15 protein-coding genes are annotated in these 18,333 nt (G+C 58.2%); 4 read left to right on the top strand and 11 right to left on the bottom strand.

Annotated features, from left to right (window positions below; genetic code table 11):
• Positions 1-432: 432 nt before the first annotated feature.
• From QEO92_RS31125 to QEO92_RS31105, 5 genes are all read right to left on the bottom strand, one after another.
• Positions 433-2,442, bottom strand: coding sequence for an aldo/keto reductase (locus tag QEO92_RS31125; protein WP_037145583.1), 2,010 nt, complete (start codon positions 2,440-2,442; stop codon positions 433-435).
• A gap of 27 nt (positions 2,443-2,469) precedes the next feature.
• Positions 2,470-3,552: an ABC transporter ATP-binding protein gene (locus QEO92_RS31120; protein ID WP_227705877.1), complete on the bottom strand. Its 1,083-nt coding sequence runs from the start codon at positions 3,550-3,552 to the stop codon at positions 2,470-2,472.
• 12 nt (positions 3,553-3,564) lie between these two features.
• Positions 3,565-4,401 (bottom strand): carbohydrate ABC transporter permease, encoded by an 837-nt coding sequence (locus tag QEO92_RS31115; protein ID WP_227705876.1) that lies wholly within the window; start codon positions 4,399-4,401, stop codon positions 3,565-3,567.
• Positions 4,398-5,258 carry a carbohydrate ABC transporter permease gene (locus QEO92_RS31110; protein ID WP_227705875.1) on the bottom strand — a complete coding sequence of 287 codons (861 nt, stop codon included), beginning with the start codon at positions 5,256-5,258 and terminating at the stop codon, positions 4,398-4,400. Before QEO92_RS31110 ends, QEO92_RS31115 begins: the two co-directional genes overlap by 4 nt.
• A 69-nt stretch (positions 5,259-5,327) precedes the next feature.
• Complete coding sequence (locus QEO92_RS31105; RefSeq protein ID WP_227705874.1) at positions 5,328-6,602, bottom strand: ABC transporter substrate-binding protein; 1,275 nt, start codon at positions 6,600-6,602, stop codon at positions 5,328-5,330.
• Between the two features lie 86 nt (positions 6,603-6,688).
• Here QEO92_RS31105 and QEO92_RS31100 point away from each other — a divergent pair, with 86 nt between their 5' ends.
• The 4 genes from QEO92_RS31100 (at position 6,689) to QEO92_RS31085 (ending at position 11,532) form a co-directional block, all read left to right on the top strand.
• The gene (locus QEO92_RS31100; RefSeq protein WP_227705873.1) at positions 6,689-7,600 is read left to right on the top strand and encodes a helix-turn-helix domain-containing protein; all 912 of its coding nucleotides are present in this window, start codon (positions 6,689-6,691) and stop codon (positions 7,598-7,600) included.
• Positions 7,601-7,832: 232 nt separating this feature from the next.
• Complete coding sequence (locus QEO92_RS31095) at positions 7,833-9,089, top strand: glycosyltransferase family 4 protein (protein WP_227705872.1); 1,257 nt, start codon at positions 7,833-7,835, stop codon at positions 9,087-9,089.
• Complete coding sequence (locus QEO92_RS31090) at positions 9,086-10,378, top strand: glycosyltransferase family 4 protein (protein WP_081952655.1); 1,293 nt, start codon at positions 9,086-9,088, stop codon at positions 10,376-10,378. Before QEO92_RS31095 ends, QEO92_RS31090 begins: the two co-directional genes overlap by 4 nt.
• Positions 10,375-11,532: a glycosyltransferase gene (locus QEO92_RS31085; protein WP_037145576.1), complete on the top strand. Its 1,158-nt coding sequence runs from the start codon at positions 10,375-10,377 to the stop codon at positions 11,530-11,532. Before QEO92_RS31090 ends, QEO92_RS31085 begins: the two co-directional genes overlap by 4 nt.
• On the opposite strand, the gene QEO92_RS31080 is transcribed toward QEO92_RS31085, so the two are convergent.
• The 6 genes from QEO92_RS31080 to QEO92_RS31055 form a co-directional block, all read right to left on the bottom strand.
• Complete coding sequence (locus tag QEO92_RS31080; RefSeq protein WP_037145575.1) at positions 11,514-12,122, bottom strand: putative colanic acid biosynthesis acetyltransferase; 609 nt, start codon at positions 12,120-12,122, stop codon at positions 11,514-11,516. The two genes, QEO92_RS31085 and QEO92_RS31080, sit on opposite strands and share 19 nt — an antisense overlap.
• 3 nt (positions 12,123-12,125) lie before the next feature.
• Positions 12,126-13,400, bottom strand: coding sequence for a hypothetical protein (locus QEO92_RS31075; protein ID WP_037145573.1), 1,275 nt, complete (start codon positions 13,398-13,400; stop codon positions 12,126-12,128).
• Complete coding sequence (locus tag QEO92_RS31070) at positions 13,397-13,996, bottom strand: YdcF family protein (protein ID WP_227705871.1); 600 nt, start codon at positions 13,994-13,996, stop codon at positions 13,397-13,399. Before QEO92_RS31070 ends, QEO92_RS31075 begins: the two co-directional genes overlap by 4 nt.
• Before the next feature lie 97 nt (positions 13,997-14,093).
• A complete protein-coding gene (locus QEO92_RS31065) occupies positions 14,094-15,245 on the bottom strand; it encodes an MraY family glycosyltransferase (protein WP_227705870.1) in 1,152 nt (383 codons plus the stop codon).
• A gap of 225 nt (positions 15,246-15,470) precedes the next feature.
• Entirely contained in the window at positions 15,471-17,024 is a 1,554-nt protein-coding gene (locus QEO92_RS31060; RefSeq protein WP_227705869.1) for a glycoside hydrolase family 140 protein, read from the bottom strand.
• Positions 16,924-18,123, bottom strand: a complete 1,200-nt coding sequence (locus tag QEO92_RS31055) for a glycosyltransferase family 4 protein (RefSeq protein ID WP_227705868.1) — start codon at positions 18,121-18,123, stop codon at positions 16,924-16,926. Before QEO92_RS31055 ends, QEO92_RS31060 begins: the two co-directional genes overlap by 101 nt.
• Between the last annotated feature and the right edge of the window lie 210 nt (positions 18,124-18,333).

Genomic DNA, 18,333 nt, shown 5'->3' with positions numbered 1-18,333 from the left:
GCCTTGCTCCCTTCGATGACCAGAGGCAGGATAAACCTCCGATATGAAGCCGGCTTGACCGGGCACGTGATTCCCGTCTGATTTTATACGCTGAGCAACCGAACTAACAGAGGCCGCCACCGGTTACGCTGAAACGAAAAATATCCGCTCAATTCCGTTACGGAAGCTGAACGCCTCTCCGAGTCGCGTCAAGGATTTTTTGGTTAACGAGAAGTTATCGATATCGGTGAGATCGATATAGCCTATCCAGGAGACGAGACTGCTCCAGAATTTGGCCGTCCGGCGAACTGCAGCGCGGCAGGTAAGTTTGCTCAGGATGAACAGAATATGCGAACGGAAAGACAGCCACCAAAGCGGCGCTGACTTTCATTCATGACCATGACCCGAGTTTGCAACGGCCGAGCCGAAAGCCCGGCCGTTCGGCACTCGATATTATGATCCGTTTTCCAACCATGCCACCTGCCCCGGCGACAGCTGGATATCGAGGGCCGAAAGACTGTCCTCGAGCTCGCCCACGGTCCGCGGCCCGATCAAGGGTATGACAGGGAAAGGTTGTGCGATGACATAAGCCAATGCGACGTGGATCGGGTGACGCCCAAGCTTTTCAGCAAGCTCTATTGCCCGGTCGCGACGTTGGAAATTGCGTTCGGAATACCAGACGCGAACGAGTTCCTCGTCATCGCGTTTGTCACGACCCGCCCGGCTTGTGAAGAAGCCGCGCCCCTGGCTCGACCAGGCAAAGTTCGGGATCTGCCTCTCCATCAACCATCTCTTCCAATCATCGTCAGATGCGGCAACACATCCTGCCCAGATCGGGTCGAGCATTTCGGCAAGCGAGAAATTGTTTGAGAGGGCGCCGGGAACTGCCTTGCCGTTCTTGCGGGCATAGGCGATTGCTTCGTCCATGCGTTCGCGGCTCCAGTTCGACCCGCCGAAGATGCCGCGGATCCTGCCACGTTTCACTTCCGCATCCATGGCATCGACGAACTCACCGACCGGAACATCCGGATTGTCGCGATGCATGAAATAGACATCCACATAGTCGGTCTTGAGGCGGTCGAGCGATTGATCCAGTTGCCTGGCAATCACATCGGGATAGCAGAGCGGCGAGTGAGCGCCCTTGCCGATCAGGATGAAATCCTCGCGAGGCAGCCTTCGGCTCGTATGCCAGTCGCCGAAAATCTTCTCCGTCTTGCCGGCGCCGTAAACATAGGCGGTATCGAAAACATTTCCTCCCGCTTCATAGAAGGCATCCATGGTCAAAGATGCCGCAGCGAAGTTCGGGAAGAACTCAAACCCCAGGCTGACGACGGAAACCGGTTTCGCTAAGCCGGGAATCTGCCGCTTGGGCACATTGCGGCCGGCACGAACGGTCCCTCCGGCGAGGTTCGTGAGACGCTTTGCAGCCTTCTCCACGCCATATTCCAGGCCGACCGAAGCCCGCCATTGATCGAGCACGCGCAAATTTCCAAGTGAATCCGCAGCGCTCATGCCGGGCCAGGCGAATTCGGTCCGGCCTTCCCGGATAGCTGCGCCGGCCGCATCCACCTCGAAGGAATAGAGATACCGCCTCTCCTCAAGCTCAATCGTCTCGCGCTCGTTCCCTCTGAAGATCTCGATCCGCCCGACACCCCCTTGTCGGCCCGAAGCGAACCAGAAATCCTTGACTTCGATCCGTCCTTCGGAGCCGATGATACGCAGCGTGTTGTCCTGCTGAGCCATGATCGAGCAGGAGACCTCTGCGACGATGCCGTTGTCAAATTTGAGAACGGCGGAAGCCCATTCATCAACACCTGATTGACCGAGATGGGCTACGCCGGCGACTGTCTTTGGCTCCAGAAAATCCTTGCCCTCGACGGCTCCTGCAATCAGACGGACCATGGAGACCGGATAGCCTCCGACATCCAGAATTCCGCCACCCGCCGTGTCGTTGTTAAAAAGGCGATGTTCAGGCTTGAAGCCTCCCATGTTGAAGCCGAAGCTCGAGCGGATGATCCTGACGTCTCCGATTACGCCGCTCTTCACCAGTTCTACGAGCTTCGCCGTCTGCGGATGAAGACGGTACATATAGGCTTCGCCGGCGAAAACTTTCGCTTTTCCGGCTTCATAGAAGACGACGTCGGCATCATAGGCGGAAAGCGCAATCGGCTTTTCGACCAGCACATGTTTGCCGGCGCGGATGGACTTGATCGCCCATTCCGCGTGTCCCGTATGGGGAACCGCGATATAGACTGCGTCTATCTCCGGATCACCAAGCAGCGCCTCATAACCGGCGACGATCCTCGCACCCGGAAAGGCCTCTGAAAGCCCGGGTTTGTCCGGATTGCGCGTGGCGATGGCAACGAGCTTGCCGGTTTGTGAATGTGTAATCCCTTCGGCGAAGGCGCGCGCAATCGTGCCAGGCCCGATAATGCCCCAGCGGATTTTGTTTTCCATGGTCATGACTCTTTCCTTGGATGATGAAATTGCTCAGCGGAGACGATTGCCTGTCTCGTCGAAAAGAAAGACGCGTCGGGCGGAAACGCCCACGGTCAGGTGCTCGCTATCGCCGTTGTGGCGGGATCCCGGTTGCTCGATGACGATCGTCTCGCCGGAAAGACTTGCATGGACATAGCTGGTATTGCCGAGATGCTCGGCTACCTCGACAGCAACCCTCAAACCGGCGTCACCTTCTCCCGCCTTGACGAAGTGCTCCGGTCGGATGCCGAGGATTACAGGACTGCCCGGCGCGACGTCGGACGAAATTGGTACGGTAAGATTTATCTTATCTTCTGAGACCAAGGCCACGGTGATCCCGTTCGGGCTGAGGTCCACCACCTCGGCTCTCAGGAAGTTCATCTTGGGCGACCCCACGAAACCTGCGACGAACTGATTGGCGGGGTCGTCATAAAGGTCGAGCGGCGCTCCCACCTGCTCGATGCGCCCCGCCCGCAATACGACGATTTTATCGGCAAGCGTCATGGCTTCGGTCTGATCATGGGTCACGTAGATCATGGTCGTGCCAAGTTGCTTGTGCAGCTTGGAAATCTCGACACGCATCTGGACGCGGAGTTCGGCGTCGAGGTTCGATAGAGGTTCGTCGAAAAGGAACACCTGCGGCTCGCGGACGATCGCCCGTCCGATGGCGACACGCTGACGTTGGCCGCCGGAAAGCTGGCCGGGGCGTCGCTCCAGGAGTTCGTTGATCTGCAATATATCGGCAGCCCGCGCGACACGCCGGGCCGTGTCCTCTTTCGGATTGCCGTTCATTTCCAACCCGAAGGAAAGGTTCCGGCGGACGGTCATGTGAGGATAGAGTGCATAGGACTGAAAAACCATCGCAATACCGCGATCCGACGATTCCGTGTCGTTGACGACTTTTCCGCCGATGCTGATCGTGCCTGCGGAGATTTCCTCCAGCCCGGCGATCATACGCAGGAGGGTTGACTTTCCGCATCCGGACGGCCCGACGAAGACGACGAATTCGCCATCCACGATCTCCAGGCTGGCGCCATGAACCACCTCATATGCACCGAAGCGTTTGACGACATTTTCGAGAACGATTTCTGCCATGGACCTCCCCGACTATTTGACGGCACCGGCCGAGATACCGGCGATGAAATGGCGCTGCAGGAAAATGAAAACGACGAGGACCGGTGCCGTGAGCAGCACCGCACCGGCCATGATTCCTCCCCAGGAGACCTTCGTGAGACCGATCAGGGTACCCAGTGCCACCGGCGCCGTCATCATGTTCGGCCGCGAATTGATCATCAGCGGCCACAGGTAGTTGTTCCAGGACGCGAGGAACAGAATGATCGCAAGTGCTGCCATTGTCGGGCGCGCCAACGGCAAGGCGATGTGGAGGAATATCCGCCACTCCTTCACGCCTTCCACCCTGGCCGCGTCGAAAAGCTCCGTCGGCATCATCGAGAACGCCTGACGCATGAACAACACACCGAGCGAATTGAACAGAGGCGGAACAATCAGTGCCACCCAGGTGTTGGCAAGCTTGAACTCGCGCGCGACCATGATGAATTGCGGAATGACCACCACGGCGAAAGGCAAGGTGATCGTGCCCAGGATAATGGCAATCACGAGAGATCTGCCCGCGAAGCGATAACGTGCCAGTGCCCAGCCTGCCATTGAAGTCAACATGACCGACAAGACGGTGTAGATGACCGCGACGATGATAGAGATGAACATTGCCCGGACGAAATTCGTGTCCGCCTGCAGGTTGTAAAAATTGGCGGCAAAGTCCGTGGATGGCCAGAGCACGATCTCGGGGCTGAATATCCCATGATCCGGCATCGTCGAGAAGACAAACATCATCCAGAGCGGGAAGAGCCAGAGGATCGCAAGCGGCGTCAACGCTGCGTGCAGCGCGATCTTCCGCATCAGGAACGAGCGGGATTTCGATTTCATTTCCTTTCTCTCCCGAAGAACAGGTTGAGGAGCGAAATCGCCACAGCCAGACCCGCGATCGTGTAGGCTATTGCCGAGGCATAGCCGAAGTTGAGCGAGGTGAAGCCCTGCCGGTAGAGAAGCAGACCGAGTGTTTCCGTCCCGCCGCCCGGCCCCCCACGATTGGTGATCAGGAAGGGTTCGGTGAAGAGTTGCATGGTGCCGATGACCGAAAGCACGACGCAGAAACTGATGATCGGCTTGAGCAGCGGCAGCGTGATGTGAATGAACTGCTGGAACTTGCCGACCCGATCGAGTGTCGCGGCTTCATAGACATCGTCCGGGATCGATTGCAGTCCGGCAAGAAGGATGATGGCGTTATAGCCTGCCCATCGCCAGGTGATCGCGATGATCACCAGCGCCATCGCCGCATTGGCATTGTCGAACCAGGAGACTGGGGCCAGTCCGATCGATGTAATCAACTTGTTGATGATGCCGAAGTCGGCGCTGAACATGAGCCGGAAGACTGCTGCATAGGCTACTTCGCCCACAACCACCGGGGCGAAGAAGGCAAACCTGTAGAGGGGGCGCGCCTTCAAAAGCGGTGAATTGAGAAGAACTGCCATGACGGTGGCAAGCGCGATCATCGCCGGGACCTGGATCACCAGTATGATCAGCGTATTGTAGAGCGCGTTATAGAATGCCGGATCGCCGAACAGGCGTCCCCAGTTGGTGGAAAGACTGAAACGCCACGGATTGACGCGGGTATTCTGGAACGAGATCAGCAGCGAGTTGATGATCGGCCAGAGCCAAAACGTCGCGAAGATCAGCAGATAGGGAGCAAGGAAGGCATAGGCCATCCTATTCCTCGAAGGCATTTCGTACTCCTGTCAGGGATTGCCGACCGGGGAAGGCCGGGCAGCGCCAGACCTTCCCCGGATATCTTCTCATTCAGCAACCGGCAGGTCCGTTGCAGTCGCTATCTGCTTTGCGGCATCATCGAGCGCGGCTTTGGCATCCGGATAGCCGCCGGCGAAATACTTCGTCTGCGTCGCCTGGTAGATCGCATCCGCATCGCTCTGGAAAGCCGTGCCTCGGCTCGGCACGATCTGGGGCAAAGTGGCAAGGATATCCGCCCAGACCGCCTGGCCGCCCCAATAGGGCTGCGGCTCCTTTACGAACGGGTCCTGCACCGCCGACAGCAGCGACGGAACCAGCCCGAAGGATTTCAGCATGGTGACCTGGCCCTCGTTGGTGGTGAGCGCATATTCAACGAACTTCCAGGCTGCCTCCTTGTTTTCCGAAGCCGCACTGATCGCCAACGAAGAACCACCGAGATTTGCGGCACGCGGCCCGTCGAACGTCAGGCTCGGCATGCGATAAATGCCCCATTTTCCTGCGAGATCGGGCGAGTTGGAGCGGATCGAACCTTCGAACCAGGCGCCGTACATCTGGCTGGCGGCCTTGCCTGCAGTGTTGGACTGAATCTTTTCGTCCCAGATCGCGGCCGTGATCAGTCCCGCATCCTTCATCTCCTTGATCTTCTCGAGCGTTGCAACGCACGCCGGCTGATTGATGGTGATGGTCTGGCCGTCGGTCGAGAAATACCCGCATCCCTGTTCATTGGAGATCATGCGGAACCATTCGCTGTCACCGTTGAAATCGGCCTGGGCCATCACCGTTCCCGGATTGGCTTCCATGACCTTCTTGCCGGCGGCGATAAAGTCATCCCAGGTCTTGATCGTCGCGGGGTCGACGCCCGCCTTCTCGTAGAAGTCGCGTCGATAAAAGACGGCAACGGGGCCGGAATCCCATGGTACGGCATAGGATACGCCATCCACCTCGAGTTCCGTCCGCTTGAATTCCGGGAACAGGGCTTGAATTTCCGGTGTATATCCCACTTCGCTCAGATCCGCGAAACAATCGGGGAAACGATTCCAGAAGACCTCGGCTTCGAAGTTCTCGATCGAAACGATGTCGGGCAGGCCTTCTCCTCCTGCCGCACAGGCCGCCAGCGTCTTGTCGTAAACCTGATCGTTGCCAAGGTCCTCCACCTTGACCTTGATGTCCGGGTACTTCTTGTTGAAGCCTTCAAGCGTGGCCTTGAGCGCCGACGCGGCTACGTTCCAGCTCCAGATGGTCACTTCGCCGGACTGCGCAGAAGCAGTACCGGACATGAGCGACGCGACAACAGCCGTCGCCCCTGCAAGTTTGAAGCGCATTGAAAATCCTCCCTTTTCAATTGCTGTCCCTTCGGAAACGTGCCTAAATTATCGTCTGCGAAACGTCTGTCTCCGACAAAGGGAACATGAATTTGGCGGAAAGTAAGGTGGCCACGAGAGCGATCTATCAACCCGGGGCTAGCAGCATCGAGGGCTTGCCGACTGCCTTGCAGATGTTCTTCACCCATCCGCCGATCATGCTGATGCCGCACTGGCACGCACAGGTGGAGGTAAACTACGTGATCCGGGGTACGGTTCGCTACCGCATGGGGGAACACGACATCCGTCTCGACGCCGGGCAGATGTGCCTCTTCTGGGGAGGCCAGCCGCATCGCATGGACGAGTCCTCCGACGATTCGCTTTATGCCGGCGCCCATCTGCCGCTGGTGCATTTCTTCCGTTTGAGGTTGCCAGGCGACGTTTCCAGGCAACTGATGCACGGCGCGACGTTGCTGACATCCGCCACAGACGCGGCGGACAGGGAGAATTTCGCGCGCTGGTTCGAATATGTGACTTCAGGCAATCCCCTCAAACGGCAACATGCCGTCGATGAACTGCTCTTGCGGATAGAGCGTATTGTCTTCGATTCCTATTGCATGGTCCCTGATGCGCTATCGGGAGCCGATCCGATCAGCTCCGACCAGCCCTATGCGCAATCAGCGAGAAGCGTCGCACGCATGTGCGATTTCATCGCGGCAAACTTCATGCAGGATATCGACACGATCGACATCGCCCGTGCCGCCGAACTTCACCCCAAATATGCGATGAACATCTTTCGGAAATCCACCGGGATGACGCTCGGCAAATACGTCAATCTGCTGCGGCTATCGCGTGCCCAGGCCCTTCTCATGCAGGAGGGAGCCAACGTGCTGCAGGTTGCGATGGACAGCGGCTTCGGTTCGATCAGCGCCTTCAATAAATCCTTCCGGCATATTGCTGGAATGTCACCTTCCGATTTTCGACGAGACATCCGCGTTGCGACCTGCGCAATGCCTTAAGTGACCATGTCGCCTGAGCGCCACTCGTCGACGGTCAGTCGCCGCCCACTTCACCCCTCGAACAATATTTGGGGCAAGCCGGCGGGCCGCTTTTTACATTCTGCGACATACGCCTGAACTGATCGCAGTAGGTATGATTCCGACGGCCCTATCACCTTCGATCAGCTTGCGGTCTTGCTCCGGCTTGCCAAGATTGCTCCGGTAAGCCCTGGGTGGCTTGCGGGGGCACGGCATGAAGATCATTTTCATCAACCGCTATTTCTTCCCGGATCAGTCGGCCACCAGCCGCATGACCACCTCGATTGCGCTCGCACTGGTGCAACGTGGATTCGATGTGATGGCTGTCGCCAGCCGCGAAATCCACAACCAGCGCACCACCGACCTGCCTGCAGACGAGGTCATTGCGGGTGTGCAGGTCAAGCGCCTTGCCACATTCCGCTTTGGCCGGCACACGGTGGTCGGCAGGGCGATCGATTATCTTTGCTTTCACGTCCTCGCGTTCTTCTGGCTTCTGCGCAATGTTTCGGCGGGCGATATGGCGGTGGTATGCACCGACCCTCCATTCCTGTCTGTGACGAGTGCCGTTGCGCTGCGCCTGAAGGGCGGGATCATGGTAAACTGGATCATGGATCTATTTCCGGAAACCGCAGTCGAACTCGGCTTTTTCCGGCGTTGGCGGCTACCCGTGCAATTGGCTCGCAAGGCGCGCAACTGGTCACTGAACTCGCCCGGAATTGCAGTCTGTTCTACGAGCAGGATGGCGGCCTATATCGAACAACAGGGACTTCCGCGAGATCAACTGGTCGTCATGCACCACTGGTCGGATGGCGAGGAGATCTATCCGATCACACCGTCCCGAAACAGGCTCCGCAGCCAATGGGGATTAAGCGGCACATTCGTGGTCGGCTATTCCGGTAATTTTGGAAGAGCGCATGAATTCCAGACGATCATCGATGCCGCACGGCGACTGAAAGACCGGGACGACATCCGCTTTCTTCTGATCGGAGGCGGGTATCAGCATGCTGCCGTCATGGAGGCCGCACGGCAGCTCCAGCTGGACAACATGATCTTCAAGCCGTTGCAGCCTATCGCCAATCTGTCCGAAAGCCTGAACGCTGCAGATGTGCACCTCGTGTCGCTGCTGCCCGAACTCGAGCATTGCATCGTACCGAGCAAGTTCTACGGCATCCTCGCGGCCGGTCGCCCGACAATCTTCATCGGGGATCCGGATGGCGAAGTACCGCGCGTGCTCGCTTCCACCGGGTGCGGAAGAAGTGTCGAGATCGGCGCAGTCGATGACCTCACGGCAGCCATATGCGACATGCGAAATAGTCCTGAGCTCCGCACGGAGATGGGGCAAAAGGCTCGTCAGCTCCTGTTGAAAGAATATTCGCGCGAGAAAGCGATCGATGCCTGGTGCGCGCTGATCACGCGGGTCCGGAATGCCAGCCCGTCCGTCTCTCCCATCGCTCAGGGTATTTCGCCATGAACGCAAAGGTCGTCGTCAGCCAGCTCGGCGCCCGTATGCACTACGCCGTGCCCAGGATATTCGCATCGCAGGATCGGCTGGCCCATTTCTACACCGACATCTGCGCGACGAAGGGCTGGCCAAGAATAGTCAACTATTTGCCCTCCGGTCTTTTTCCTGCGCCCCTCAAACGCCTTGCCGGTCGCCGCCCCAGGGGCGTTCCAGCAGAGCTCACCACGGTCTTTTCGGGCTTCGGAATCGGCTCGGCACTGCGCCGGATGCGTGTCAAGGATGCCATCGAGGAGACCGGCCACGCGGTATGGGCAGGATCGACATTCTCGCGGATGGTTGCGAGAAATGGATTCCACGACGCCGCAGGACTTTATGCCTTCAGTGGCGATGCCCTCGAACAGATGCACGCCGCAAAGCGGCGCGGCCTATGGACTGCAGTCGAACAGATGATTGCGCCGCGCGACGTGGTGGAAACACTCGTGGATCGCGAGATGCATCGCTTTCCGGAGTGGGCCGGGCTGCCTCGCCACAACCCTTATGCCCGCATATTCGCCAACCGGGAAAGGGCAGAGTGGGCTCTCGCCGACTACATCGTCTGTCCTTCGGATTTCGTCCGACAACATGTCATCGCCTGCGGAGGTCCCGGTGAACGCTGCATCGTCGTGCCCTACGGCGTCAATTCGGCTTTCACTATCGACCGGAGAAGACGATCGCCCGGACCTCTACGGGTTCTGACGGTCGGAGAGGTTGGGCTACGCAAGGGCTCCCCCTATGTTGCCGAGGCCGCGCGACTGGTAGGAGGGGCCGCGACATTCCGGATGGCCGGCCGCCTCAGTATCTCCGAAACCGTCCGGCAGGACATTTCGCGATGGGTGGAACTTCGCGGCATCATTCCCCGGTCCCAGGTCGCCGATGAATTTCGCTGGGCCGATGTCTTCCTCCTTCCGTCGCTCTGCGAAGGATCGGCCACCGCAGCCTATGAGGCGCTCGCCGCCGGCCTGCCCGTCATCACGACAGAGAATAGCGGTACTGTCGTGCGCGATGGCATAGAAGGGTTCATCGTGCCTGTTTGCGATGCCGAGGCAATCGCATTGGCGGTGGAGCGTCTCGCCGCAAATGACGGGCTGCGGGCATTGATGTCCGCCAACGCACTGCATCGCGCGGCTGATTTCACTGTGGAAGCTTACGGAAAGCGACTGCTTGCGGCCTTGTCGATTTCGGATGGAAACCAGCCAGACGTTCCAACCGGAACAAGAACTGTTCCTGAAACGCAAGTTCAACGGCAATTTTTCCGATGAAGATCGTGCACGTAATCGCGTCGATCGACCCCAAAAACGGCGGCTTGCAGGCAGTCGCGATGCGCATCGCCGCTGCGCAAGGGGCCATGGGCCTCGATGTCCACATCGTCACCTATGGGAACACAGCGGTGAACACGCAGGTGATGGAGATCGGGCAGAGCATACCAGGCTTTTCCAAGATCCACTGGCATATCCTCCCGGACGCAAACAGGATTGAGAGGCTCTTCTGCTTCAAGGGCCGAAGAATGCTTCGCAGGGTCCTTGAACAAGCATCCTTCATGCACATTCATGGTATCTGGGAACCGTTCCTCCTGTATGCCGCGAAGTTGGCGAAAGCGGCCGGCATCCCCTATTGCGTCTGCCCGGCCGGAATGCTCGATCATTGGAGCCTCCAGCAAAAATCATGGAAAAAGAAGATCGCCTTGGGCCTTTGCTACAGAAGGATGCTGAATGATGCGGCCTTCCTCCATCTCCTGAACGTGGACGAGGCATCGGCAATCAAGCCGCTTGAATTCAAGGCCCCGAACTTCATCATCCCGAACGGGGTATTTGCCGAGGAATTTGATCCCCTTCCACCCAAAGGGCTTTTCCGGCCCCAAATTGCCCTTCCGGCGAACCGGCGCTACATCCTGTTTCTCTCCCGCCTGCACTTCAAGAAAGGCCTGGATATTCTCGCCAAAGCTTTCGCCGAAATCTGTGAAACGTATCCCGATGTCGATCTGGTCGTCGCAGGCCCGGCGGGAGGGGCGGAAGGGGATTTCATATCCCTGGTCCGGCAGTTCGGCATCGAGGATCGGGTACATCTTACAGGCCCGCTCTATGGCAAGACCAAGGTCGAGGCGATGGTGGATGCCGACTGCTTCTGTCTGCCGAGCAGGCAGGAAGGTTTCAGCATGGCGATCACGGAAGCGCTCGCCTGCGGCACCCCTGTCGTGATCACCGATCAATGCCATTTTCCGGAGGTTGCCGCGGCCGACGCCGGGATCATCGTCTCGCTCGACCAGGGAGAGGTTGCAAAAGCTCTGGCGGCGATCCTTGATGATCGCGCGCGAGCGCAATCGATGGGGCAGAATGGACGGCGGCTGGTTCTGGAGAAATTCACCTGGCCGGCAATTGCCGACACGACATTGCGCAGCTACCGCTTGAGCGCATAGGAAGCCGCAGCTTCCAATCGCCGCCGTCCGACCGGTTTTGCCGGGTTGCCGACATAGATCGTCCATGGCGCCAGCGATTTAGCGGCAACGCCCCGCGCCCCCAAAACAGCCCCTTCTCCAATCACGACACCTGGGCCTACGAAGGCTTCCGCCGCGATCCAGGCGTTAGCCTCTATCGTAATGGGTTGGGTAATCAGCGGAAAGGCGCTGTCCTGGATGTCGTGCGAACCAGTGCATAGATGCGACCGCTGCGAGACGGAGGCAAACTCACCAATTGTAATTTTGTCGACGTTGTAGCAGATGACGCCCGGTCCCATCGAGGCGTAACGTTCCATGACGAGATGTCCCGGCCACCAGATCACTGCCTTTGCGTGGACGATCGCGGTCGAGTGAATGTCTGCCCCGAACATACGCAGAAGAAGATTGCGCCAGCGTCGCAATGGCGGCGGTGTCCAAGAGGCGAGAAAACGCCAGGCCGTCATCCAGACCAGTCGCTTCAGCCGGAAACGCAGGGCGAATGTCGGCCCTCCAAACCGCGGCAAAGGGATGGCGGCGTGCTTGAAGGTCGGATCGTCGTATCTTGACAGCATGACCTATCCATTGGCCGCAAGCGAGGGAGGATGCATCTCATACCGGTTGCGGCGACGGTAAGGGATGATCGCAAAAGCCAAAGCCGGCGCAGCAAACATCAGCATGTGCACCCAGACCATCAGCACCCAGTCGGTTTGATGGGAAATCGCATGCATCGAAGGAATGATCGAAAGCGCATAGGTAAATTGCGCGGCGAATTCTCCACTATTGGCCGTGACCCAGATGCGGCGGAGAAGGTAAGCGAGAATGAAGAACTTGAACGCGCCAAGGTACCAGAAGGATTCGAACGCATCTGCCATGCCGGTTTCGGTCGTGCCGACGACCGGATTAAAGTCCCGAGCCTGTGGCGGCACGGGCAACATAAAAGACTGTTTGACCTCAACGCCAACAACCTGGGCCGGCACGAAACTGAAAACGAGCCTGTTCCAATGGAATTTGCCGTAATCGAATTGCATGGTCGTGGCGGCATGATGGATCCGAACGATGGCGTTGCGCATTTCTTCTCCGCCGTCTCTCAAGACTTTCGACAGATTATCCACCACGTCGATTCTCTTGATTTCATCCCACACAGGCGCAGAATTCGCTTTGGTTATCGTGCGATAGTCCCCCATGCTGTTCATCAGCAGCGTGCCAAGTAAAACCCCGACGATGATGAGGGTGCGCGGAATGGCCAGGCCCTTGTACCACCACCATGCAAGCATGAAGATCATGATCAGTTCGACCGTCTCTGCCCGTTTGCCGGTGATCACGATCCGATCGAGATAGAAGACAAGATCGAAAGCAATGATGGTGGCGGCCCACCAGGAAAAACGTCGCGCGAAGCAGAGTGTGGCGATGACCAGTCCATAACTCAACAGACGCGAGAAGAAGATATACATGACCGGAGTACCGGTCATCTGCACGGCAATGGTGAGTTCACCGGGAAGACGGCTGAGCTTGAAATAAAAATAGGCCCCGACAACAGAAAGCAGAGCCGCTATGATCAAGAGGCGGCCTTCATCAAAGTCGAGACGGAAAAATGCCAACGGCCGTGCCTTCTGGCTCCACCCCCACCAGCACATGAAAAGGCAGACTATCGTGAACGCGATTGTCCTGGCGAATGCCGTCTCCGGCAGAAAGCTGTCCGTCGCCAGACCCGGAACCTGCGGAAGGATGAAGCTGAATGTGATGACTCCGGTGAGGAATGGGAACTCGTAGATCCTTTCTGGACGCAGCATTCCCCATCCGAGAAGCAGGAGTACGATGCCGATCAGACAGAAGACCAGGAAGATGTTCATCGCCCGGCATCCGTGTTGGCCAGCAGCAGCGCTTTGGGAGCAGCAGCAGCGGAGATTTGGCCCCTTACGTCGTAGGCGATGGTCTTGATATATTCCTTGACGATCTGGACGCCGTCGATATCAAAAACGAGCCTCCAATAAGATTTCTCCCTTTCAGCCGGTACAGAGATCCAGCGAATGTCCGGCATTAGAGAGCGGAAACGCTTTACCGCGCGGCCCGAGTGAAACCAGCTCGTCACCAGGATCGCGCTGCGGACCTGCATGCCGGTGAGTATAGGCTGCGAGAACGTGGCGTTCTCCCATGTGCTGGCGGACTGGCACTCCGTCGTGATCACCTCGGGCTTCACGCCGGCCTCAATCAGCAGCTGGCGAATGAAATTGCAGTCGCCGCGGCCTGTGACCAGCACAAGTGGTGCCCTTCTCTGATGCCAGAGTGCCGCCGCTCGCGCTGCTCGTGGCGGCCCGTCGCCTCCCAGCACCACGATGATATCGGCGTTCGCGAGAACGTCCCGCGCCATCAGCAACGAACCTGCGGAAATGAGCGCCAGGCCATAAAGCACAAGGATACCGGCGACCACGGCACCCAGATGGGCCAAGATGCGAGCCAACCGCCCAAAGGGCTGAGCCCTGATGAGGGGCGGCACATATGTCCCGGCAGGTTTCGGCCGAAGGTGCAGCGTCACCGAGGAACAATCACTCATCTTTCAAGACCGGCTTTGCCGCCCCCTTGAAAACCATACTGCTCGTGGCGCCGCCGAGCACGTCCGTTCTGCTTGATCGCAATCCCGCCCCGCTTCCGTCGGGCTGCACTTTGACTCGGTAGCCACTTGCGGCAAGAACGAACATCGTGTGAATGGCAATCGGCACGATGAGCCCGATTGCCATGATCTCGCCAGGCACATCTGCCCGAATTCCTGCATAGCCGATTCCGCCGCAGATCGCCGACGCCAATATCACGGTGTTGGTTGTCGCAGCATGACCCAGGCCATGGTCGAGCAGCAGATGATGGAGATGCCAGCGATCGGCCGACATCGGACTGCGGTGGGCAAGCAGCCGGCGAGCGATCAGGCTCAGCGTATCGACGATCGGAACGATCACGACCCACAACAATGCGGGAAAGGAAACCGCACTGCTTCTGGTCGCCAGTAGAAGGATGACATAGGCGATTGTTGCGCCGAGAGCCGTGCTGCCCGCATCGCCGAGGAACACGCTGGCACGCATGCGCCAGGGGCTTCTCATGTTAAACACCAGAAACGCGCAGAGGCAGATCAAAAGCGTCTCGATCGACGCAATGAACTCCGTCATTTCTGCCGATCCGGCGATGACGATCAACCAGATCAGGGAAACAGCCGCCACGCCACCCGCAAGCCCATCGACCCCGTCGAGCATGTTCCACGAATTCACAAGCCCTGCGACGAACAGAACGCCAATAAAGAAAAAGAATGGCAGGAACAGTGCGGTATCTTCGGAAAGCAGAGCCCCCACCGATAATGAACCGATATCGGTACCGCCAACGAGGGCAACCGCTATCGACAGCTGCAGAACGAGACGGCCGATGGCGGGAAGCGGCAGGCGGTCGTCAACGACACCAATGAACGTGATGATCAGCAGTCCCAGCCAGAAATTCAATCCGAGTAGATCGGGCCTTCCTCCGAAGAAGGTGGCAATGGCGAAGGCGGAGAATACGGCGATCCCCCCGCAAAGCGGAATGGCACCGCTATGGCGCTTCCTGACGGTATCCGGGCGATCGACAAGCTGAAAGGCCACGGCCAGACGGCGCAGACCAACGATCAATGAGACGCTCAGGATGAATGTTGCGATCGTATTGACAAATAGCCCGGACATCTCGAATTCCCTTGCCACGGAGGAGCGTAAGCTTTGGTCGAGCGATTACGCCGACCTTCGACATGATTCTAAAAAACCTCGGCAGAGGGCGGTACGCGAGCAAAGGGAGCAAAGCTCTCCGACATAGGAAGGAGGTATTGCCGCGGATACCTACCCCTTTTACCCCTATGGCGGTTCCAGTCTCGAAAGGCGTAGGCGGGCGAGCTTCTGGTGCCCCCCTGGCACCTAGTCCGCGAGAGATTTTGGAGGTGTTTGCATCAAATGCTGAGCAGGACGAGCGACGTCCTCGTCGTCGTGAGACAAGACAGCCACCCAGTCGTGGAAGCCGGAATCATTTGATGCACCGGGGACAGCGATTTCTTTCACGCCGTCAGCGCCAAGCCGCTCATTACCCTCTATGAAAACACCGCTGGATGGATCGTACCATCGAAGTAGCTTGTCACCTCTCGCCAGGCTGCCGAGATCGATCGTCAACCTGGTGGCGTCGCTGACGTAGATCACGGCAAAGGAGCCATCCACGCTGCGCGCCGCCGATATCTTGCGGTGGCCCATGCCTTCCGCGTCTTTTAGCAAGGAACCCTGATCCGGCGTCAGCTTCCACCATTCCAGTCCGCCGAAGAATGTATTGAGATGCTTCAGGCTTTCAGCACCACGGCTCGAAATCGCCTGCTGCCAGGTTTCCGAGGAGCCGTAGAGACCGGGACCGGAAAAATGCCAAACGGGATTGTTCCCGAACATCTGGCCGCCAGCGCCTGAAAGGAGCGCACTGTAAGCAATCAAACGGACTTCACGCTCGTCAACGCCATGCTCACCCTCGTACTTCCCCTCCATAAAGAAGAAAGGCCTCCGAGGCCCGGATCGATGGCGTGCGGAAACTGCCTCGGCGACATCGTCGTATGTGTAGACAGTATCGATATCGAGCCAATCCGCCCCTTGCCAATAGACGCTGCTGACCGTGTCGCGATTGGCGTGAATGGTCTGAAGCGCATCGGGAGCGACATCGGTTATCCCTTCGGCTATCGCCGTCACCAGAGCCTTGTCGGCGGGATCGTAATCACCGCCCTGTACCCAAACGATATTTGAAAACTTGGCGAGGCGGCGGGCGATGTACCGCCCGTAGGCTTTCAACTTCTCCGGCCCTGCGGCAACCATTTCCAGATACCAGCCGTCCGGCCCGCCGCCGGCCCCGAGATAGGCCGGGCACAGGAGGACGAGGAGATTTCTGTCGGCGGCGGCTTGGATGACCATCTCGGCCCTTCGGAAATAGGCCTCGTTCGGCACCTCGAAGGCGGGGCCGAGAAATGGCGCTTCACCGTAAAAATTTGCCGGCGCATTATGCGCGAACCTATGCTCGATCAGTGATGCCAGGACAGTGTTGAAGCCCTGCCGCTTTCGCGTATCGAGATAGAATTCCGCGTCGTTCAGGGAGAGATCCGCAATCAGCGACCAGGCGCTGTCACCCGAGATAAGAAATGGACGGCCCTGGCTGTCTTCCAGATAATGACGACCCTGTGCTGTTCGCAGCGGAAATTCGATACCTTCGGCAAAGGAGGAAGACGTGAGCATGAACAGCAGACAGGAGCTGATGGACATCCTTATCAAGGAGCGCATTCGGCCGTCGTTCGCCGGTCTTTTCTGAAGGCGGCGCCCAGGGGATAGGAGATGGCGTTTCATCGTATCACAGCCGCTCACGTACGACACGCAGCCAATTCTTGATCGGCAGCGGGATATAAGTGCGCAACCCTGGCCGCAGTCCGGGAGGGATCGACCAGCTGTCAATATCCAGCACAGGCGACAGCTTCGGCCAGCCGATCATCGCCGAGCTTATGACGTCGTAATAGCGATCCGCCATTCTTTCGATGCTATAACGCTCCGGGACTATTGCGCGCGCCGAAAACGACATGCGCTCAAGCAGATCGCGATCTTGATGGAGGCGCGTTACGGCATTCGCAGCCACGGTATAGTCTCCGACGGGAAAAAGCATACCGTTCTTGCCATTCTCGACGATCGTATCCGTGACACCTCGGATATGGGACACGACCGGGACGCATCCTCCCGCCATTGCTTCGATCAAAGTCAGTCCGAAGCCTTCGAAACGGGAGGGCATGATGAGAACGTCATGTTCCGCCATCGCCAACGGAATCAGAGCAAGCGGCATCGTTCCGGTATAGCGCACGCGATCCGCATGCCCGGCAAGACGTCGCTTGAGCTTCGGCATATCCGGTCCGTCACCGACCACCGTCAGGGATACGGTCTCCGGCAACCCATCGAGAATCTCACGGAGCCACAGGACGCCTTTGGATGTATCTTCGATCCGTCCGACAAAGAGAGTACGCAATTCCGGTCCAGCACGCACACGACGGCCCTCCTGCTCGCGAAAGGCGGCCGTATCGACCGCATTCGGAATTGCGTAGGTTCGGTCGGCCGGAAAGCCGTGACGTTCAACCAAGTCGGTGCGGCATCGCTCCGATACGCCGATCGTTGCATGCGCGAAATCGCGGATCGACCTTGCTGCAGCATAGGTACCCGGGGTGATGCTGTGGACGACCAGAATGCGCAGGATGTGTTCCGGCAGGTATCGGGCGATATTCGTCTGCAGCCTGTCGCCGAGGACATTGATGACGACCCCGTCAAAACCCTCGCTTTCGATGACTTCCGCCATTCGCTTGGCACAGGCGCCTTCCGTGAGGGAAGCTGGCATTTCCAGCAACAATCCAAGTAGGCCTTCCTCTCGCATCGCGGCCGGCAGCTCATATCCGTGCCGGCACGTACCGAACCACCGAACATCGATCCCGTATACCGCCAGACCAGCCCGCAGATGTTTAAAAACGGAATAGGTTCCGCCGACATGCGGAAGCACGAAATAAGCAAGCTTCATCTACGGCCTCTCTCATCGCAGGCGAAGCGACGGTCGATCCATCCGGATGATCGAAAGCACCGTTTCCGCTCAGTTCGAGGATACTAGGGCCCCGACTGTCTGGAGGTAGTCGAATGCTGGGTTAAGTCGCATCGTCCTTAGAAGGATGGCTGCAAGAGCACGTATTCGTTTGGGGGATGATTCCAGCCGAATTACGATGTGTGTAGGCAC

Origin of the sequence: Neorhizobium petrolearium (assembly GCF_029854435.1) — a bacterium.
Lineage (GTDB): Bacteria > Pseudomonadota > Alphaproteobacteria > Rhizobiales > Rhizobiaceae > Neorhizobium > Neorhizobium petrolearium.
This window is presented reverse-complemented; position numbering and strand designations above follow the sequence as displayed.